Source organism: Pseudomonas sp. GD04058 (genome assembly GCF_029836855.1).
Lineage (GTDB): Bacteria > Pseudomonadota > Gammaproteobacteria > Pseudomonadales > Pseudomonadaceae > Aquipseudomonas > Aquipseudomonas bharatica.
Window position 1 is genome coordinate 172586 of record NZ_JAOECN010000004.1, and the last position, 20639, is coordinate 193224.

8 protein-coding genes are annotated in these 20639 nt (G+C 65.7%); 5 read left to right on the forward strand and 3 right to left on the reverse strand.

Going from position 1 to position 20639, the window contains the following annotated elements; genetic code table 11:
• Positions 1-26 precede the first annotated feature (26 nt).
• From N7650_RS05630 to N7650_RS05640, 3 genes are all read left to right on the forward strand, one after another.
• Positions 27-8798, forward strand: a complete 8772-nt coding sequence (locus N7650_RS05630; protein WP_279897325.1) for a filamentous hemagglutinin N-terminal domain-containing protein — start codon at positions 27-29, stop codon at positions 8796-8798.
• 192 nt (positions 8799-8990) lie between these two features.
• The gene (locus N7650_RS05635) at positions 8991-9605 is read left to right on the forward strand and encodes a biliverdin-producing heme oxygenase (protein WP_009398879.1); all 615 of its coding nucleotides are present in this window, start codon (positions 8991-8993) and stop codon (positions 9603-9605) included.
• Positions 9602-11839 (forward strand): ATP-binding protein, encoded by a 2238-nt coding sequence (locus N7650_RS05640; RefSeq protein ID WP_009398880.1) that lies wholly within the window; start codon positions 9602-9604, stop codon positions 11837-11839. The genes N7650_RS05635 and N7650_RS05640 overlap by 4 nt, the downstream gene beginning before the upstream one ends.
• Positions 11840-12487: 648 nt before the next feature.
• Here the strand turns inward: N7650_RS05640 and N7650_RS05645 are convergent.
• Positions 12488-13225, reverse strand: coding sequence for a helix-turn-helix transcriptional regulator (locus N7650_RS05645; RefSeq protein ID WP_009398881.1), 738 nt, complete (start codon positions 13223-13225; stop codon positions 12488-12490).
• Between the two features lie 230 nt (positions 13226-13455).
• Here N7650_RS05645 and N7650_RS05650 point away from each other — a divergent pair, with 230 nt between their 5' ends.
• Together N7650_RS05650 and N7650_RS05655 are read left to right on the forward strand one after the other, a co-directional pair.
• Positions 13456-15483, forward strand: a complete 2028-nt coding sequence (locus N7650_RS05650) for an ATP-binding protein (protein ID WP_037060051.1) — start codon at positions 13456-13458, stop codon at positions 15481-15483.
• 97 nt (positions 15484-15580) lie between these two features.
• Positions 15581-17362, forward strand: a complete 1782-nt coding sequence (locus N7650_RS05655) for a thiamine pyrophosphate-requiring protein (protein WP_009398883.1) — start codon at positions 15581-15583, stop codon at positions 17360-17362.
• A 103-nt stretch (positions 17363-17465) separates the two neighbouring features.
• On the opposite strand, the gene N7650_RS05660 is transcribed toward N7650_RS05655, so the two are convergent.
• Positions 17466-19043 (reverse strand): aldehyde dehydrogenase (NADP(+)), encoded by a 1578-nt coding sequence (locus N7650_RS05660; RefSeq protein WP_279897326.1) that lies wholly within the window; start codon positions 19041-19043, stop codon positions 17466-17468.
• 29 nt (positions 19044-19072) lie between these two features.
• The gene (locus N7650_RS05665; RefSeq protein WP_009398886.1) at positions 19073-20626 is read right to left on the reverse strand and encodes an altronate dehydratase family protein; all 1554 of its coding nucleotides are present in this window, start codon (positions 20624-20626) and stop codon (positions 19073-19075) included.
• Positions 20627-20639 lie beyond the last annotated feature (13 nt).

Genomic DNA, 20639 nt, shown 5'->3' on the forward strand with positions numbered 1-20639 from the left:
CACCCCATTTGCACAGGTAAGTACTTATGTCCCGCAAGAAGAAAGGCACGCAGAGATTCATCAAGGCGGTTTCGGTTTCCGTGATCGGCGCCAGCAGCTCGGTAGCGCTGGCAGCCCCGAGCGGCGGCGTCGCCGTCCAGGGTGGCATCACCATCGGCAGCATGAACAACAACGAGCTGGTGATCACCCAGGCCCTGCAGAAGGGCATCATCAACTGGACCGACTTCAGCATCGACGCCGGCGAGCTGGTGCGCTTCGCCCAGCAGGCCGGTAACGATTCGATCACCCTGAACCGGGTGCTGGGCAGCCAGGTGTCGAATATCCAGGGCGCCCTGCAGGCCAACGGCAACATCTTCCTGATCAACCCCAACGGTATCGTTTTCGGCGCCGGTTCCCAGGTGGACGTGGCCGGCCTGCTGGCCACCACGTTCGATGTCAGCGACCAGAGCTTCATGAACGGTGGCCAGCTGAACTTCACCCAGGTCGCCGGCAAGGACCTGGGCAGCATCACCAACCAGGGGCAGATCACCGCCGATACCGGTGGCTTCGTCTACCTGGTGGCACCGAAGGTCGATAACTCCGGCTTCGTCATCGCCAACGTCGGCCGGGTGACCATGGCCGCAGGCGACCGCTTCACGGTCAACCTGCAAGGCAGCAACCTGATCAACTTCAGCGTCAGCGCCGATACCCTGGCCGCCGCCACCGGCAGCGACGCCACCGGCGTCAGCAACAGCGGCACCGTGTCGGCCCAGACCGTCCTGCTGCAAGGCAACTCGGCCAGCGGCCTGATGAGCTCGGTGGTCAACAACAGCGGTATCGTCGAGGCGACCGACCTGAGCATCGACGCCGGTGATATCGTCCAGGCCGGCGTGATCAAGGGCGTTGGCACGGCCGCCGCCACCACCGCCAGCCTGACCGCCGGCAAGACCATCAGCACCAGCGGCAACAGCTCGACCCGCGCCAGCACCCTGAACCTGACCGTGAAGGACGAAGGCGCATCGATCGGCTTCGAGCAAGGCGCGCTGCTGGTCGATGCCGACGTGCTCAATGCCACTTCGCAAAGCGGCAACGTGCTGGTTACCGACGTCAGTGGCGGCGTCGCCCTGGGCGAAGTCAAGGCCGGTACCCCGGCTGCCGGCGGCAGCGTGGTGATCACCGCGCAGAACGGCTCCATCACCTCGGCCGATACCAGCAAAACCAACGTCAGCGGCTACTCGGCCAAGCTGGTCGCCGACGGCGCGGTCGGCAGCGACAGCACCGCGGTCAACACCCAGGTCGGCGTACTCTCGGCCTCGACCCAGAACGGCGGCATCAACGTCAAGAACGACGGTGCGCTGATCCTCGGCGACGTGGTCGCCCGCGAGCAGATCAGCATCAACGGCCAGTCCTCGGTGTCCGGCGCGGTGGACAACAGCGGCTCGATCACCTTGAGCAACGGCAGCACCGGCACCAGGAACGTCAAGGTCCAGGCCAGCGAAGGGGTGATCCTCACCGGTACCGTCTCGGCCACCAATGGCCTGAGCGTGACGTCCGACACCGGCAGCATCCTCGCCGCCCAGGCCGGCACCTCGCTGGTTGGCCGCACCATCGACCTGTCCGCCGGTGGCGAGATCGGTGACGCCGCCCAGGCCCTGAGCACCCAAAGCAACACGCTCAACGCAGCGGCCGGCAACGGTGGCGTGTACCTGAGCGAAAGCAACGGCCTGAGCGTCGGCACCATCACTGCCGCAGGCACCGGCAACAACGTCGTGCTCAATGCCACCCAGGGCAACCTGACCGTAGGCAGCATCAGCGCTGCCGGTGCCTCGGTAACCCTGAACGCCGGCAACGGCAGCATCGTCTCCGCCAGCGGCTCGACCACCAACGTCAGCGCCAAGGACCTCACCGCATCGAGCAAATCCGGCATCGGTACCTCGGCCAAGAAGCTGGGCACCAGCGTCGATACCCTGACCGCCACCACCACGGCGGCCCAGGCCGGCGTCTACGCCAACAACGACAAGGCCCTGAGCGCGCTGTCGGTGACCACTCCGAACGGCGATACCAACGTGGCCTTCACCGGCGGTTCGCTGGTGTACAGCCGCACCCTCGGTACCCTGACCCTGAACCGTACCCAGGCGCTGGACCTGTCCTTCGCCAACACCGCCGCCGGCCTCAAGCTCAACGGCATCGACGCCGGTGCCGACAGCAAGGTGTCCCTGACCGCCGCCGGTGATATCACCCAGGGCAGCGGCAGCCTGGTCGGCAAGGATGTGGTCATCGACGCTTCCGGCAGTGTCGGTGCCGATGGGGCCGCCCTGGCCACCCAGGCCAGCAGCCTGAACCTGACCAGCCGCAACGGCACCGTCAACGTCGCCAACAGCTCCAGCGACTTGACCCTGACCGCCAAGGCCAACGCCACCAACGGTGCGATCACCGCGACCCAGACCGGCAACCTCGCGGTCAACTCGGTCATCGCCAAGAAAGCCGTGCAACTCAGCGCCGGCGGCGCCGTGACCACTGCGACCGACGCCGTGGGCACGCCGATCTCGGCGGGTTCGCTGACCGTCACCGGCGCCTCCATCGGCACCGGCAGCAAGGCCCTGTCCAGCCAGGTGGCTGGCGGCGCCGTGAACCTGACCGCCACCGGCGGCGACGTGAACTTCGCCAACAGCGGTGCCATCAGCCTGCTGGACGTGCTCGCTACCAATGGCAAGATCGCCTTCCAGAACGCCGGCGACACCGTGGTCGGCCAACTGCAGGCCAGCGGCACCATCGACTTCAAGGTCACCGGCAACGTCACCGACGGCAACGGCAGTGCCGCCAACTTCATCACCAGCGGCCTGACCGCGGCGGTGAAATCCTTCGGTACCAGCGGCGACGCCCTGGAAATCCAGGTCGATAACCTGGTGATCGACGCCGCCAACGGCGGTATCTACGCACGCCAGAGCAACGGCAACCTGCTGTCCCTGGTCCAGGTCACCAGCGGCGGCACCGGCAGCAACATCCAGATCGACGCCGACGGCAGCATCAAGCTGGGCAACGTCGATGCTGGCGGCAACAACGTCAAGATCGCTGCCGGTGGCAGCATCGAGGACGGTCGCACCGACCGCAGCAAGGCCAACGTGGTCGCCCGCTCGCTGGATATCAGCGCGCCGAACGGCATCGGCCAGCAGGGCGACCTCGCCCTGGACGTCAGCTTCCTGTCTGCCGCCGGCGGCAACGCGGGCGTCACCGCGACCAACGCCGGCGCCGTGGCCGTGGATGCCTCTTCCTTGACCGGCAAGGGCGCCAGCGCGATCAATATCGTCGCCACCGCCATCACCATCCTCGACAACAACGGCGGCACCATCACCATGGATGGCGGCTCGCTGGTACTGAAGGCGACCTCGGGCAACATCGTCTTCCTCAACCAGAACGACACCATCTACCTGCCGGGTGGCGGCAGCATCAGCCTGATCGCCACCTCCAAGGCCAGCTCCCAGGTTCCGGGCTATGACGGCGTGATCATCGCCGGCAACCTGAAGACCGACGGTGGCAACATCACCCTGCAGGCGCAGTCGAACATCACCATCGGCATGCTCGACGCCGGCAGCACCGGCAACGTTACCGTGGCCTCGGCCGGCGGCGTGATCCTCGATGGCAACGGTAGCGCGCAGAACATCCGCGGCAACCGTGTCAGCCTGACCGCCAGCACCCCGAGCGAGCACACCGCCGAGCTGACCCGCGACACCGCCATCGCCGAATACTCGGCGCGCGATGCCGAAGCCGCGGCCAAGCTGCTGCAACTGAACATCCTGATCCAGCAACTGAAGGACTACGAGGCGCTGGTCAACTCGGCGGCCCTGCAGAACAGCCTGGCCGAGCTGACCCAGCGTCTGTCCGAGATCAACGCCAATGCCCAGGCCGCCAAGGTCGACAGCATGTCGGCCACCGCCGATGCGCTGAACACCGCGCTGAACGCCGCCACCGTGGTGCGCAACGCCGCCGCGGTGATCGCCGGTGCCGCCCAGGCCATCCCGTTCTCCGGTGACGCCGGTGCCGACGCGGCCTTCGCCGTGGTCGACCTGGTGATGTCCGCCGCATCCCTGGCGCTGGACAGCTACGAGCGCTACAGCCTGGCACCGCAGCAAGACCTGCTGGTGGAGCTGAACAACACCCTGGACGTGGCCAACGCCGCGGTCTACACCGCAGCCACCAACCTGGCGACCACCACCCAGATCCGCGACACCACCGCGACCTCCAAGGCCACCGCGGACCTTGCCGTGTTCAAGGCCAACACCGCCCGCGACGCCGCCCTCCAGGTGCGCAAGCAGGCCGTGGCCGCCTATGACCTGAACCAGCAGATCGACAGCTCCGCCGACAAGCCGCTGGGCATCACCGCCAACCGCCTGGACATCAACAACGGCGGGGTGATCGACTCCAGCCTGTACCTGAACTCCACCGGCAGCCTGGGGCTGGGTGACATCACCGTCGCCGCCGGCGAGAAGATCGTCGCCGAAGCCACCGGCAACGTCGGCGTGGTGGGCAACGTCAACAGCGACACCTCCATCAGCCTGAAAGCCGGCCAGGCCATCCTCGGCCAGGGCGGCGTGCTGGTCACTCCGGACCTGAAAATGGTCGCCGGCAACGGCATCGGTGCCCTGCAGGCGGTCAACACCCAGGTCGACCGCGTTGCAGCGGACGCCGGCAACGGCGGCGTGGCCATCGTCAACGCCAATGGCGGCGCGCTGCTGACCATCGGTACCCAGGGCGCGGTCAAGGGCATCAGCGGTGCGGGCGACATCAGCGTCAGCACCGATGGTTCGCTGAAGATCGAGCAACTGGTGAAGGACAGCACCCACACCCATACCGTGAGCCTGACCGCCACCAACGGCGCGATCGTCGATGGCAACACCGTCGAGCGCAATGTCCAGGGCGGTACCCTGGTGGCCAGGGCCGCTGGCGATATCGACCTCGACAGCGAAGTCGATACCCTCGACGTCCAGGTCACCAACGCCGGCACTATCACCCTGCGTGAAGCCAACGGCGTGACCGCGCGCAACCTGAACACCGCCGCCGGCAACATCGACCTCAAGGCCGGTGGTGCGGTAGTGGTGGGCAGCCTCGACGCCGGTGCCGGCACTGGCACCATCGACCTGCACGCCGATGGCGCGGTTTCCGATGACCAGGACAACACCACCCTGATCGTCGCCGACACCCTGAACGTCAACGCGGCGGGCAGCGTCGGTGCGGTCGGCAGCGATAGCAACCGTCACCTGGACCTCAAGGTCAACACCGTCAATGTCACCGCCAGCGGCGAGGTCAACCTGGCCGAAGTCGACGACCTAAAGATCGGCACCCTGGAAACCGAGCAGGGCAATGTCACCGTCACCACAGGTGGCGCGCTCAACGTCGGCCGTATCAGCACCGCCAGCGACACCGTGACCCTGGTTGCCGGTGACAGCATCAGCAACGCCAGCACTGGCGACGACAGCAACATCGACGCCGGCAACCTGTCCCTGTCGGCCGTCAACGGCATCGGCACCGACAAGGCCCTGAACGTCAAGGTCGACAGGCTTGTCGCGCAAACCGCCGTCGGCGGCGTCAAGGTCAAGGACCTGGACGGCGACCTGGTCATCGGTGGCGTGGTCCCGAACCTGGGCAACCAGCAGATCTTCGGGGTCAACACCAACGGTGGCGATATCGAGGTCGGCACCACCGGCAACCTCACCGTCAACGAAGGCGTGGCCAACACTGCGGCGGGCTCCCTTACGCTGGAGGCGGGCGGCGATGTCCGGCAGAACACCAGCCTGATGACCGCCAACGGCAACCTGTCGGTCACCGCCGGTGGCGACATCGAGATGCTCTCCGGCACCTCGGCCAACTCCCTGAGCAGCGGTGACATCACCTACCACGCCGGCGGCAACGCCAACCTGGAACGCCTGACCACCGTTACCGGCAACATCGACCTGAAGGCCGGGCAGGGCAACCTGACCCAGCACAGGCTGGTGCAGACCGGCGCAGGCAATATCAGCGCCCATGCCGGCGGCAACCTGGTCACCGAGCGCGAGGTGGTGGTCAATGGCACCGGCGATATCCAGCTCACTGCCCTGGGCAGCCTGACCCAGCAGGAACTGGTGCACACCATCGACGGCGATATCCGCATCGGCGCAGAAGGTGACGTCACCTCCCTGGCGAGCACCAACGTGTCCGGGACCGGCGACATCACCTTCGTCAGCCACGGCAACCTCAGCCTGCAGCAGGTCGACACCGGCAGCGGCAAGATCGACCTGAGTGCAAGCGGCAACCTGGTGCAGAACGCGGCGGTCATGACCGGGCAGGGCGATATCGTCGCCAAGGCCGGTGGCAACCTGACCACCCTGGCGCCGACCGCCGTGATCGGCAATGGCGCCATCGATTACAGCGCCGGCGGCAACCTGGACCTGCAGCAAGTCAGCACATCGGCCGGCAATATCGGCCTCAAGGCCGGCGGCAACCTGACCCAGAACCAGCTCGTGCAGACCGGGGCAGGCAACATCACCGCCCAGGCGGATGGCAACCTGACCACCCTGGCCGACACCCGGGTTTCGGGTAGCGGCAACATCGACTACAGCGCCGGCGGCAACCTCGACCTGCAGCAAGTGACCAGCGGCGGCGGCAACATCGACCTGAAGGCGCTGGTCGGCAACCTGACCCAGCAAGCGCTGGTGCAGACTGCCAGCGGCCATGTCAACGCCTCGGCCGGCCGCGACCTGATCATGAACCTCGGTGCCCAGACCCTGGTCAACGGCCAGGGCGACGTGACCTACGGTGCCGGCGGCAACCTGCTGATCGACGAAATCGTCGCTGCCAATGGCAACGCGACCCTGAGCGCCGGCAGCGGTGATATCCAGGCCCAGGGTTCTGCGGCACGCAACGTTACCGCCCGTCAGCTGACCGCCAATGCCGGGACCGATATCGGTAGCAACGGCGCCCTGCGTACCGAGGTCGATACCCTGGTGGCCAAGGCCGACAGTGGTTCGATCATCATCGACGAAGCCAACGCGGTCACCCTCGACGCGGTTACTGCGGCCAATGGCCTGGTAGCGGTCAGCGCCGGTGACATCACCGTCAAGCAACTGCAGGGCGGCAGCATCTCGCTGGATTCCACCGGCAAGGTGGTCAGCGCCAATGGTGGCCTGGTCAAGGGTGGCAGCCTCAACGTCACGGCCGAGACCGGGGTCAACCTGCATACCGCGGTGGACAGCGCTTCGGTACGGGTCAATGGCAGCGGCGATCTGGTGCTGACCGAAGACGACGGCATCAGCCTGACCCGCCTGGGCGCGGCTGACGGCAACGTCCGGGTCAACGCCGGTGGCGACATTGCGGTGGGCACGGTCGATGCCGGTACCCACACCGTCAGCCTGAACTCCGCCAGCGGTGCCATCGTCACCCAGGCGCAGCCGAGCTTCTTCGCTCGCCTGCTGTCCCGTGTCGCCCAGGCAACCGGGATCACCGGCGAACGCATCGAGCTCAATGCCGCCAACGGCCTGGGTAACGGCTCGCAAGGCGCCCTGCAACTGCACGGCACTACCGTGGCGGCCAGCACCACCAGCGGCGACGTCAACCTGGCGCAGAGCCAGGCCGTGACCCTGGAGCAGGTTCGTACCGGCAATGGCAATGTCTCGGTCGATGTGGCCGATGGCAATGCCACCCTGGGTTCGGTGAGCGGCACGGGCTCGGTCAACCTGACCGCCGAAAACGGCGCCCTGGTCGATGACGGCAACGCCAGCACCCGCGTCCAGGGCAATGCCCTGAACCTGACGGCGGGCAACGGCATCGCCGTGCAGACCCAGGGCAACAGCGTCAATGCCCAGGTCACTAGCAATGGCAATATCGCCATCGACGAAGCCGACGGCCTGAACCGCCTGACGGTCAACAGCGCCAATGGCGACGTCTCGGTAACCAGCCGTGGCGGCAACCTTGCTGTCGATGTGGTCAATGCCAATGGCCACGCGGTCAACCTCAATGCCACCACCGGCGCGATCCTCGACGCCAATGGCAACGCGGTGAGCAACGTCAACGCGCAAAGCGCCAACCTGGTCGCCGCCAATGGCGTCGGTCAGGCCGGCAATGCCTTCGACGTCAACGTGCAGACCCTGGCCGGCAACGGTGGCAACGGCGGTGCCAACCTGAACAGCACCTCCACCTCGGCGCTGAACCTGGCCTCGCTGTCCACTGCCCAGGGCAACATCGCCCTGGCCACTGCCGGCGACCTCAACGTCAATGGCGCGGTGCGCAACAGCGGGGCGGGCAACATTGCCCTGAGCGGTGCCAACGTCAACCAGAATGCCAATATCAGCACCAGTGGCCGGGGCAACGTCAGCGTCACCGGTTCCGGCGACGTGGTCATGGCCACCAACAGCACCACCAGCACCGATACCGGTACCGTCAGCTACCAGGGCGGCAAGACCATCAAGGTGGCGTCGATCCAGACCGCCAACAACATGGGTGGCGGCAAGGTGGTGTTCGTCGCACCGCAGGTACTCGACAACATGCCGGGCGTGGCCAACGTGCGTGCGTGGCAGGTGTCGATCACCGCGGACAACGGCAATGCCGCGCTGATCCAGGAACTGATGGGCGACGTCAACGACTCGTCGCAGGTCGATCTGGGCAGCCGCGTCATCGGTGGCAGCCTGGCCGAAAGCCGTCGCTTCATGGAAGCGCTGCTGCAGCCGGCGATCGTGCAGCAGACTGGCGCGGAGAAAATGTTCGACGCAGGCCTGCTGACCAGCCAGCAGATCGCGCCGTACAACGGCTTCGTCGAAGGCGAGGATGGGGTGATGACCTACAACAAGTAAGTCGGGTCCTGTAATAAAAAAGGCCGCCGGGGAGACCCGGCGGCCTTTTTTACTGATTCGGTATCCAGGGCCCGGGTACAAAATCGTCGTTCGCATTGCTTCCTTGTAGGAAATAGGCCATTTTGTGCCCTGATCTTTCGATCAACTTTCAGCCATTGGCCATCACGAGGTCAGCCATCCGAGCCCCGCTATATGCAATCAACGTCCCGTGAGGTCGCTTCGGCGCCGGTACTGCAGGAATTGCGTACCCATACTGCCGAACTGCACATCGCACTGGAAAAACGCCTGCCTTTCTTCGCCGATTTCCTGGATTCCCACGCTTTCCTGCAGTTGATGCAGGCCTATCACGGTTTCTATGCCCCGCTGGAAGACGCGCTGCGCACCAGCCCGTGGTTTCCCGCCGATTTCGATCTGCAACCGCGCCTGAAATCCGCCATCCTGCAGGATGATCTGCGGGCCCTGGGCCTGTCTGCCGAGGCCATCGAGGGGCTGCCGCGTTGCCGGGACCTGCCAGCCCTTGATTCCAGGGCGGCCTGCCTGGGCGTGCTCTATGTTGTGGAAGGGGCGACCCTGGGCGGCCAGGTGCTGCGCCGGCACATCCACGCGCACCTGGGCCTGGACGCCCGAAACGGTGCGGCCTTTCTCGATGTCTATGGTGAAGATACCGGCCGCCGCTGGCGTGCCTTTCTTCATTATCTGTGCTCGCAGCCATTGAGCGGCCAAGAGCGCGCCGCCACGGTGCGTGCGGCGCAGGATACATTTCGCTGTTTCGAACACTGGCTGCAAGGCCGGGAGGTACTGCTATGACCCCAGAAGAACAGGATGCCTTCGAAACGCTGTTGGCCAATTGCGCCGATGAACCCATCCGTTTTCCCGGTGCCATCCAGCCCCACGGCCTGCTGCTGACCCTGAGCGAGCCGGGGCTGGAGATCCTCCAGGTCAGCGCCAACGTCGAGACCCTGCTCGGTCGTACGCCGCAGTCGCTGCTGGGCCAGCCCGTCGAAGGCCTGCTGGGCCAGGCCCAGGCCGCCGCCTTGCAGCACAGCGTGCAACAGCCGCTGCTGTCCAATGATTCGCCACTGACCGTCGCGCTCAACGGCATGACCTTCGATGGCCTGCTGCACCGTCACGACGGTGTACTGATCTTCGAACTGGAAGTGCATGCCGGGCACTACCAGCCCGGCAGCATCGCCGGCAACCTGACCAACCTGGGCCGCATGCTCCAGCGCCTGCAGGGCGCAGCCTCCCTGCAGGCGCTGTACGAGGTCAGCGTCCGCGAGATCCAGGCCCTGACCGGCTACGACCGGGTGCTGATCTACCGCTTCGAAGAGGAAGGCCATGGCCAGGTGATCGCCGAGGCCTCCGGCCCGTCCATGGAAGTCTTCAACGGCCTGTTCTTCCCCGCCTCGGACATCCCCCGGCAGGCCCGCGAGCTGTACCGCAAGAACTGGCTGCGGATCATTCCGGATGCCGGCTACCAGGCTGTCCCGCTGGTGCCGGCGCTGCGGCCCGACACCGGCGAGCCCCTGGATCTCGGCTTTGCCAACCTGCGCAGCGTGTCGCCGATCCACTGCCAGTACATGAAGAACATGGGCGTGCTCTCGTCCATGAGCATTTCCCTGCTCAAGGACGGCGAGCTGTGGGGCCTGATCAGTTGTGGCAATCGCCAGCCGCTGCACGTGCCCCATGAACTGCGCATGGCCTGCCAGTCCATCGGCCAGGTGCTGTCGCTGCAGATCAGTGCCATGGAGGCGCTGGAAGTCAGCCGCCAGCGTGAAGAAAAGATCGAAGCGCTGGGGCTGCTCAACCAGGCCATGATCGACTCGCCGCAGAATGTGTTCGACGGCCTGGCCGGCCAGCCCGAGGTGCTGATGAACCTGACCGATGCCGCCGGCATCGCGATCATCGAGGACAAGCAACTGCACCGCTATGGCAATTGCCCGGAGCCCGACGAGATCCGCGCCTTGCACAAGTGGCTGCAGCAGGGCGGCCAGGCGGTTTTCGCCAGCCACAATCTGTCTGCGGTCTATCCCCCGGCCGAGGCCTACCAGCATGTCGCCAGCGGCTTACTCGCCATGAGCCTGCCCAAGCCGGTGGATAACGGCGTGCTGTGGTTCCGCCCGGAAGTAAAAGAAACCATCAACTGGAGCGGCGACCCGAAGAAGCCGCTGGACCTGGAAAATTCCGAAGCCGGCCCGCGCCTGCGCCCGCGTGCCTCGTTCGAGATCTGGAAGGTGGAAATGGCCGGGATCTCACGCAAGTGGAGCCATGGCGACCTGTACGCTGCCAACGACCTGCGCCGCTCCGCGCTGGAAAACGACCTGGCCCGCCAGGTACGCCGTGAACAGCAGGCGGTGCGCACCCGCGACGACCTGGTGGCGGTGGTTTCCCATGACCTGCGCAATCCGATGACGGTCATTTCCATGCTCTGCGGCATGATGCAGAAGAGTTTCAGCTCCGACGGCCCGCATGCCTCGCGGCGCATTGCCACGGCCATCGAGACCATGCAGCAGGCGGCCGGGCGCATGAGCACGCTGCTGGACGACCTGCTCGATACCTCGAAGATCGACGCCGGACGCTACACCATCTCGCCCAAGACCCTGGACGTCGGCCAGATCTTCGAGGAAACCCAGGCGCTGCTCATGCCGCTGGCGTTGAACAAGAACATCAGCATCGCCTTCGAAAGCGAGCCGGAACTGAAGATCCACGCCGACCCGGAGCGGTTGTTCCAGGTGCTCTCCAACCTGGTGGGCAACGCCATCAAGTTCACCCCGCGCCTGGGCACGGTGGGCGTACATGCGGCGCTGGGCGGCAACGAGATTGTGTTTACGGTCAAGGACGACGGCGAAGGCATCCCGGCCGAACAATTGCCCCATGTTTTCGAGCGCTACTGGACGATGAAGGAGGGCAACCCCAACGGTACCGGGCTTGGGCTGTATATCACCCAGGGCATCGTCGAAGCCCATGGCGGGCGGATCGAGGCTCGCAGTGAAGTGGGCAAGGGCACCGAGTTCAGGTTCACCATGCCAATGGGGGATTGATCCTTTCAGGATCTTGTCGCTGTATCTGCACCGTTGTTCGATCTGATATGGGGGAAGTGCTTCGTGTGTGCGGCTTGTCTCGCGAGATTATCCGTTCGGTGTGGTGCGGCTGACGACCCGTTCCGCCTTTACGGCGGCTTACTTTTTTCTTGGAAAAAGTAAGCAAAACCGCTTGCTCCTACATCCGGCCCTACGCTTCGCTCCGGGTCCCCTCCTGACGTCGCGAGTTACGGGTGGCGCCTGCATTGACCCATCTTCGAAATCGAAAACTGCATCGACAGATCGATTCCTGGATTCAAGTTTCTGGTTTGGCTTTTGCTCTTGCTCCTCGTGCGCGTCAGTTCAAACGCCGCCAATTGCGACTTCAGGAGGCCGAGTGGAGGTGCCTGTAGGGGCCAGGTGCGCAGCACCCTTCGGCGTTAGCCGAAGACGCGAGATGTAGATTTGCGCAGCAAATCGTAGGCCGCGATGGCCCCGGAAGGTGCCGGAGGGAGGGAACCCGGAGCGAAGCGCAGGGCCGCATGTAGGAGCCAGCGGTTTTGCCTACTTTTTCCAAGAAAAAAGTAGGCCGCCGTAAAGGCGGAAGGGGCCGTCAGCCGCACCACATCGAACGGATAATCTCGCGCTAGGCAGTCTTGTGAGACGGACTCACCCCTGGTAATGACTCGGCAGATGCCCGACGACCCGCTTGAAGGTCTGCGAGAACGCACTCGGGCTCTGGTAACCATGCTCCAGCGCCACTTCCAGCACAGAGGCGCCGCTGCCCAGGCGCTGCATGGCCAGTACCATGCGCACGCGGGTGCGCCAGTCGCCGAAGCTGGTTCCGAGCTCGCGCTGGAACAGGCGGGCAAGGGTCCGGCTGCTCATGTTCAATTGCCGGGCCCATTCCTCCAGCCCGGCTTCGCTCGCCGGACGGGCGATCACCTGGTTGCACAGGCGCTGCAGGCGCGGGTCGGCGGGCATTGCCAGATGCAGGGCGACGGCCTGCGCACCGTGCATTTCCACCAGCAGCAGCTCATGGATGCACTGCCGGCGGTGTGGGTTGTCGGCTTGCGAAGGCAGGCCGCTGGCGGCCACCAGCAACTCGCGCATCAACGGCGTGACGCTGATCAACTGGCACTGCTCACCGCCCCATGGCCAGGTCGAGGCGGGCATGAACAGGGTGCGCATGCTGACCTGGCCAAGCATGCGGATCTGGTGCTCGATGCCCGGCGGCACCCACAGTGCATGGCCGGCCGGTAGCACCCAGTGCGTACCCGCCGCACCCACCAGCATGACCCCGCTGATACCGTGGATCAGCTGCGCCTGGGCATGGCAGTGGGGCAGGATCTCTTCGCCATCCCGGTGATCGAAGGCCAGTGCTTCCAGGGCCAGGGCGCAGGTCATGGGGACTCCTTGCTGGAAAGGGTGGTGGACAGGCCATTGTAGGCTGTCCAACCGAACGGTTATTTCTATTTATTGCACAAAAAGCCGTTGAACAGCAGGGATCACTGGCTTTACGACTTTTTGCGCAATAAACGAAATTTTCTCTCCTTCGGTCGCTCGGCGTGGAACGATCCGGGGCCGGCGTGCTTCATATTGATGGATGAACGAAACACGGCCGGGGCCTCTACAGGATGAAAACAAGCCACGGCAACCCTTTGGACGGTTGCACGACGCTTTCGCCAGGCTTTATCGACAATGGCGGCATCATGAGTGATCTATTGCAGACGCTGGATTGGCGAAGCTCGCCGCTGGGTCCTCCGCACGCCTGGTCGGCGGGGCTGCAAGCGACCATGAGCCTGATGCTCCCGGCCAAGGCGCAGATCGTGCTGTTCTGGGGGCCGCAGTACGTGGCCCTGTATAACGAAGCCTACGTGCCGACCATCGGTGCCAAGCATCCCCACGCCCTTGGCCGCCCTGCCATCGAACACTGGAGCGAGCTATGGGACGACCTCGAGCCGCTGTTGCGCGGCGTGCGCGAAACCGGCCAGACCTTCTCCGCCACCGACCGGCCGTTCTATATCGAACGCAGCGGCTTCGGCGAGACGGCCTGGTTCGATGTGTCCTATTCGGCAGTGCGCGAGAGTGACGGCAGCGTGGGCGGGGTGTTGTGCATCGTCACCGAGACCACCCGGCGCGTGCAGTTCCAGCGGCGCCAGGCTTTTCTCCTGGAGCTCGGCGAGGCGCTGCGCGGGCTCGACGACGCCGAGGCGATCCGCGACCATGCGACCCGCCGTTTGCAGCAGGAACTGGACGCCTCCTGCGTGTGCTTCGACGAGGACCCCGCGCGCTTTTCCGTGCCGGCCAGCCTGCAGGTGCCGGTGCTGCGGGCGGGTGAACTGCAGGCCATGCTCAGTGTGGAGTTCGCCCGGCCCCGGGTACTGTGCGAGGACGAATGCCTGCTGGTAGAGGAGTGTGCCCGGCAGACCTGGGACGCCATGAGCCATGCCCGCGCGCAACGCGACCTGCAGGCGGCCTTCGCCGAGATGAAGGCGCTCAATGAAAGCCTGGAGGAGCGGGTCGGCGCCATCCTTGCCGAGCGTGAGGCGGCCATCGTCGAGCTGCATGAAGCGCGCAAGATGGAGATGGTCGGCCAGCTCAGCGGCGGTATCGCTCACGATTTCAACAATATGCTCACGCCGATCATTGCCTCGCTGGAGTTGATCCAGCGCCGCCCCGATGACCTGCAACGCACCGCGCGCCTGACCCAGGGCGCATTGCAGGCGGCGGAGCGGGCGCGCAACCTGGTGGGGCGCCTGCTCAGCTTCGCCCGGCGCCAGACCCTGACCCCGCAGACCGTGGCGCTGGCAAGCCTGGTGGCGGAGATGCACGAGCTGATTGCCCACTCCCTGGGGCCGACCATACAGTTCGAGGTCGAGGTCGACGAATACCTGCCGACCGTGGTGGTCGATCCGCATCAACTGGAACTGGCGTTGCTCAATCTGGTGGTCAATGCCCGGGATGCCATGGAACAGGGGGGGCGCCTGCGGATTTCCGCCGGTCCGGGCGAACCGCCGGAGGGCGTACGCGGGCAACAGTTGTGGCTCAAGGTCAGCGACAGCGGCTGTGGCATGAGTGCGGATGTGCTGCGCCGCTGCGCCGAGCCGTTTTTCTCCACCAAGGGCGTAGGCCGCGGGACCGGGTTGGGCCTGTCCATGGTCCAGGGGCTGGCCGGGCAATCCGGTGGCGGCATGGAGGTCCGCTCCTGGCCGGGGCGTGGTACCGAAGTGACGCTTTGGCTGCCGGTGGGATCGGTGGAGCAGGAGGGGCAGGACGAGTTCGGTGACGCGGTGCCCATGGCCCGGCACCTGAACCGTGTGCTGCTGGTGGATGACGAGGAAATGGTCCGCAACGCCACGGCATTGCAACTGCGCGATCTCGGCTACAAGGTCACCGAAGCCGACGGCCCGGCCCAGGCGCGGCGCCTGATCGAGGCGGGGCTGGAGCTGGATATCCTGGTGACCGACCAGATCATGGCCGATGAAACCGGCAGCCGCTTCGCCCACGACCTGCGCCAATGGCGGGCGGACCTGCCGGTGTTGATCATCACCGGCTACGCCAACCTGCCACCCCAGGCATTGCTTGAGTTCGAAGTGTTGCGCAAGCCGTTCCGGCGGCTGGAACTGGCCAGGAGCATGGCCCGTTTACTGGGCAGTAGCTGATGTCCTGACGGGTCACGCCCGGTTCAAACAATCTGAACACCTGCCGAACGCTTCCTGTCCCAACCTTTATCGACCCGAACGATAAAGGAGGCAGTACATGTCCAGCACCGTAGGCGACTTTCTCGTGGAACGGCTCAGCCAGTGGGGCGTGAAGCGCATCTTCGGTTACCCCGGCGATGGCATCAACGGCGTGTTCGGGGCGCTGCGGCGCTCCGGCAAGATCGAGTTCGTGCAGTGCCGCCACGAGGAAATGGCCGCCTTCATGGCCAGTGCCCACGCCAAGTTCACCGGGGAGCTGGGGGTGTGCATCGCCACCTCGGGGCCCGGCGCATCGCACCTTGTCACCGGGCTGTATGACGCGCGCCTGGACCACATGCCGGTCCTCGCCATCTGCGGCCAGCAGGCCCGTACCGCGCTGGGCGGGCATTACCAGCAGGAAGTCGACCTGGTGTCGCTGTTCAAGGATGTGGCCGGGGCGTTCGTCCAGCAGGCTTCGGCGCCGTCCCAGGTGCGCCATCTGCTGGATCGTGCGGTGCGCACCGCAGTGGGCGAGCGCAAGGTGACGGCGCTGATCCTGCCCAACGACCTGCAGGAACTGCCCTACGAAGAGCCGGCCCGCGCCCACGGCACCCTACATTCCGGCCTTGGCTACCGTCGGCCGCGGGTCCTGCCGCGGGAAGACGACCTGGCGGCTGCGGCGAAGCTGCTTAACGAGGGAAGCAAGGTGGCCATCCTGGTCGGCGCCGGTGCCCTGGGGGCCAGCGAGCAGGTCAGGCAACTGGCCGACAAGCTCGGTGCAGGGGTCGCCAAGGCGTTGCTGGGCAAGGCGGTCCTGTCCGATGACCTGCCTTGGGTCACCGGTTGCATCGGTTTGCTCGGCACCGAGCCGAGCCTGAAGCTGATGAACGAATGCGACACCTTGCTGATGATCGGGTCGGGCTTCCCCTATGCCGAATTCCTGCCCAAGGAAGGCCAGGCCCGGGGCGTGCAGATCGATATCGAGCCGAACATGCTCGGCCTGCGCTACCCGATGGAAATCAACCTGGTGGGCGATGCTGCCGACACCCTCGATGCGCTGCTGCCGCTGATCGAGCAGAAGGGCGAACGGCGCTGGCGCAAGAAGATCGAGGGCTGGCGCAAGGCCTGGGACAGCAAGCTGGAGAAGCGCGCGCTGAGCAAGGCCGACCCGGTCAATCCACAGCGCGTGGTGTATGAGCTTTCGCCGCGCCTGCCGGATCACTCGATCATCACCAGCGACTCCGGCTCCTGCGCCAACTGGTTCGCCCGCGACCTGCGGATTCGTCCGGGCATGCGCTGCTCGCTGTCCGGCGGGCTGGCCTCGATGGGCGCGGCGGTGCCTTACGCCATTGCCGCCAAGTTCGCCCATCCGCAGCAGACGGTGGTGGCGCTGGTGGGAGACGGCGCGATGCAGATGAACAACCTCGCCGAGCTGATCACGGTCGCCAAGTACTGGCGCCAGTGGGGCAACGGGCGCTGGATCTGCGCCGTGTTCAATAACCAGGACCTGAACCAGGTAACCTGGGAGCAGCGGGTGATGGAGGGTGATCCGAAGTACGTGGCGAGCCAGGCGATACCGGATGTGCCGTATCACCTGTTCGCCATTTCCATTGGCTTGAAAGGTATCTGCGTCGAGCGCGAGGAAGACGTGGCCCCGGCCTGGGAGCAGGCGCTGGCCAGCGATGTGCCGGTGCTCATCGAGTTTCGCACCGACCCGGATGTTCCGCCGTTGCCGCCGCACATCAACCTCAAGCAGGCCCGGCAGTTCGCCGGGGCGCTGTTGCAGGGTGATCCGGATGGCGTGGGGGTGATCCGGCAGACGGCGAGGCAGCTGGTGAGCAGTGTCTTGCCGAAGAAGTAAGTTGGATTTGCAGGGCCCCATCGCTGGCAAGCCAGCTCCCACAGGTTCAGCGGTGCACGCAATACCTGTGGGAGCTGGCTTGCCAGCGATGGGGCCCTGAAGATCAGACCAGACCCTCCCGACTGAACACCCCATCCACCAGCCGCAACACCCCCAGCGGATTCCCATCCCTCAGCGCTTCCGGCAACAAGGCATCCGGATAATTCTGGAAGCACACCGGCCGCAGGAAGCGCTCGATCGCCAGCGTGCCCACCGACGTTCCGCGGCTATCGGAGGTCGCCGGATAGGGCCCACCATGGACCATGGCATCGCAGACTTCGACCCCGGTCGGATAGCCATTGACCAGTACCCGCCCGACCTTTTCCTGCAACAGTTCACCCAGCCAGGCATGGGCCAGCAGCTCGTCCGGCTCGCCGATCAGTGTCGCCGTCAATTGCCCGCGCAGCGCCTGGATTGCCGCGCGCAGTTGCGCCGTGTCCTCGACTTCGATCACCACGGTTGCCGGCCCGAATACTTCTTCCTGCAGCAGTTCATCGCCCTCCAGCAACAGCCGCACATCCGCCGCGAACAGCTGCGGCTGCGCTTGCCCGTCGCCCTGCGCGGCCCCGGCCAGATGACGCACGCCGGGATGCCCGTGCAAATGCTCCAGCCCCTTGCAATAGCTGGCCAGGGTGCCGCGATTGAGCATGGTCTGCGCCGGCTGCTCGGCCATCTGCCCCTTGAGCTGCTCGACGAACCCAGTGAACTGCGCCGAGCGCAGGCCGATGATCAGTCCCGGATTGGTACAGAACTGCCCACAGCCCAGGGTCACCGAGGCCGCCAGTTCCCGAGCGAGGGTGTCGCCGCGGGTGCGCAGCGCGTCCGGCAACAGGATCACCGGGTTGATGCTGGACATCTCGGCGAACACCGGGATCGGCTGTGGCCGTTCGGCGGCCAGGCGGCACAGGGCGTTGCCGCCGCGCAGCGAGCCGGTAAAGCCCACGGCCTGGATCGCCGCGTGCTTGACCAGCCATTCGCCAACCCCACCGCCGTAGATCATGTTGAAGACGCCGGCCGGCATGCCGGTGCGCTCCGCCGCGCGGAGGATGGCATCGGCCACCGCTTCGGCGGTGGCCATATGGCCGCTGTGGGCCTTGACCACCACCGGGCAGCCCGCCGCCAGAGCTGCGGCGGTATCACCGCCGGCGGTAGAGAAGGCCAGGGGGAAGTTGCTGGCACCGAACACGGCAACCGGGCCGATGCCGATGCGCATCTGCCGCAGGTCCACGCGCGGCAATGGCTGGCGATCGGGCAGGGCGCGGTCGATCCGCGCACCGAGGAAATCACCGCGGCGCAGCACCTTGGCGAACAGGCGCATCTGCCCGCTGGTACGTCCGCGCTCGCCCTGGATACGTGCGGCGGGCAGGGCGGTTTCGCGGCAGACCATGGCGACGAAGGCATCGCCCAGGGCGTCCAGTTCGTCGGCGATGGCATCGAGGAACTGCGCACGCCGCTCCGGCGACAGGTTGCGATAGGCCGGGAAGGCTGCCGCAGCTGCGCGCGCCGCTGCATCGACCTCCGCCTCGGTGGCCTGGCAGAACTCGCCAGGCAGGGCTTCGCCGGTGCTGGCGTCGAGGCTCTGCAGGCGGATATCGCCCTGCGCCGAGCGCTGTCCGCCAATGTAGTTGTGACCGAGGATCATGGGTTGCTCCTAAGCGGTAAAACGGAAAATCAGGTGATGGCGCCGATCTGCCACGGCACGAACTCGTTCTGTCCGTAGCCGTGCTGCTCGCTCTTGCTGCGTTGGCCCGAGGCGATCGCCAGCATCAGGCGGTAGATGTGCTCGCCGCGTTCTTCGATGGTCATGCTGCCGTCGGCGATGCCACCGCAATTCACGTCCATGTCTTCCTCCTGGGTTTCCCACAGGCGGGTATTGGTCGCCAGTTTGATCGACGGCGAGGGCGCGCAACCGTAGGCCGAGCCGCGCCCGGTGGTGAAGGCGATCAGGTTGGCGCCACCGGCAACCTGGCCGGTGGCGGAGATCGGGTCATAGCCGGGGGTGTCCATGAACACCAGGCCATGGGCGCGTACCGGTTCGGCGTATTGGTAGACATCCACCAGGTCACTGGAGCCGGCCTTGGCCACGGCGCCGAGGGACTTTTCCAGGATGGTGGTCAGGCCGCCGGCCTTGTTGCCGGCGGACGGGTTGTTGTTCAGCTCGGCGCCCATGCGCTGGCAGTAGGCCTCCCACCACTGGATGCGGGCGATGAGTTTCTCGCCCACGGCCTGGCTGACCGCACGACGGGTCAGCAGGTGCTCGGCACCATAGATTTCCGGGGTTTCCGAGAGGATCGCGGTGCCGCCGGCCGCCACCAGGCGGTCTACCGCATTGCCCAGCGCCGGGTTGGCGGTGATCCCGGAATAGCCATCGGAGCCGCCGCATTGCAGGCCGACGGTGAGGTGGCGGACGCTGACCGGTTCGCGTTGTACCGCATTGGCCTCGGCCAGCAGCGACTTGACCTGGGCGATACCGCTGGCGATGGTTTTCGAGGTGCCGCCGGTGCCCTGGATGGTGAAGGTGCGCAGGGTGTTGCAGCTTTCCAGGCCCTGGGCCGCGAGCAGGTCGGGGATCTGGTTGGTCTCGCAGCCCAGGCCGATCATCAGCACCGAGTGGAAATTAGCGTGCACCGCGTAGCCGCCCAGGGTGCGCTGGAGCATCGCCAGGGCTTCGCCACCCGGGTCCACGGCGCAACCGACGCCGTGGGTCAGGGCGACCACGCCATCGACATTGGGGTAGTCGGCCAGCGCCTCGGGATGGATGTCGCGGCGGAAATGGTCGGCGATGGCCCGGGCCACGGTGGCCGAACAGTTCACCGACGTCAGGATGCCGATGTAGTTGCGCGTGGCGACCCGCCCATCGGCGCGGACGATGCCCATGAAGCTGTCTTCGACGGGCGTCTGCACGCCCTTGGCATCGACGCCGAACGCGTAGTCGCGACTGAAGTCGCCCATGGCCAGGTTATGCACGTGGACATGCTGGCCGACGCCGATGGCCTGGCTGGCAAAGCCGATGATCTGCCCGTAGCGGCGCAGCGGCTCGCCCACGGCGATGTCCCGGGCGGCGATCTTGTGCCCGGCCGGCACCGGCTCGCGCACGCGGATGCCTTCGGGCAGTTCCAGGCCTTCGGTCAGCGGCTGGCGGGCGATCAGCACATCGTCCAGCGGATTGAGCCGGATCACGGCCAGAGCAGCGCGTTCACTGCCTGTTGTTGTAATCAGTTGCATGACGGTTTACCTC

What these genes read in the sequence shown, in the direction of transcription:
- N7650_RS05645 (WP_009398881.1), bottom strand. Translation starts at nt 13,225, where the DNA reads ATGACCTGCGCCCTGGCCCTGGAAGCACTGGCCTTCGATCACCGGGAT.
- N7650_RS05630 (WP_279897325.1), top strand. Translation starts at nt 27, where the DNA reads ATGTCCCGCAAGAAGAAAGGCACGCAGAGATTCATCAAGGCGGTTTCG.
- N7650_RS05635 (WP_009398879.1), top strand. Translation starts at nt 8,991, where the DNA reads ATGCAATCAACGTCCCGTGAGGTCGCTTCGGCGCCGGTACTGCAGGAA.
- N7650_RS05660 (WP_279897326.1), bottom strand. Translation starts at nt 19,043, where the DNA reads ATGATCCTCGGTCACAACTACATTGGCGGACAGCGCTCGGCGCAGGGC.
- N7650_RS05650 (WP_037060051.1), top strand. Translation starts at nt 13,456, where the DNA reads ATGAAAACAAGCCACGGCAACCCTTTGGACGGTTGCACGACGCTTTCG.
- N7650_RS05655 (WP_009398883.1), top strand. Translation starts at nt 15,581, where the DNA reads ATGTCCAGCACCGTAGGCGACTTTCTCGTGGAACGGCTCAGCCAGTGG.
- N7650_RS05665 (WP_009398886.1), bottom strand. Translation starts at nt 20,626, where the DNA reads ATGCAACTGATTACAACAACAGGCAGTGAACGCGCTGCTCTGGCCGTG.
- N7650_RS05640 (WP_009398880.1), top strand. Translation starts at nt 9,602, where the DNA reads ATGACCCCAGAAGAACAGGATGCCTTCGAAACGCTGTTGGCCAATTGC.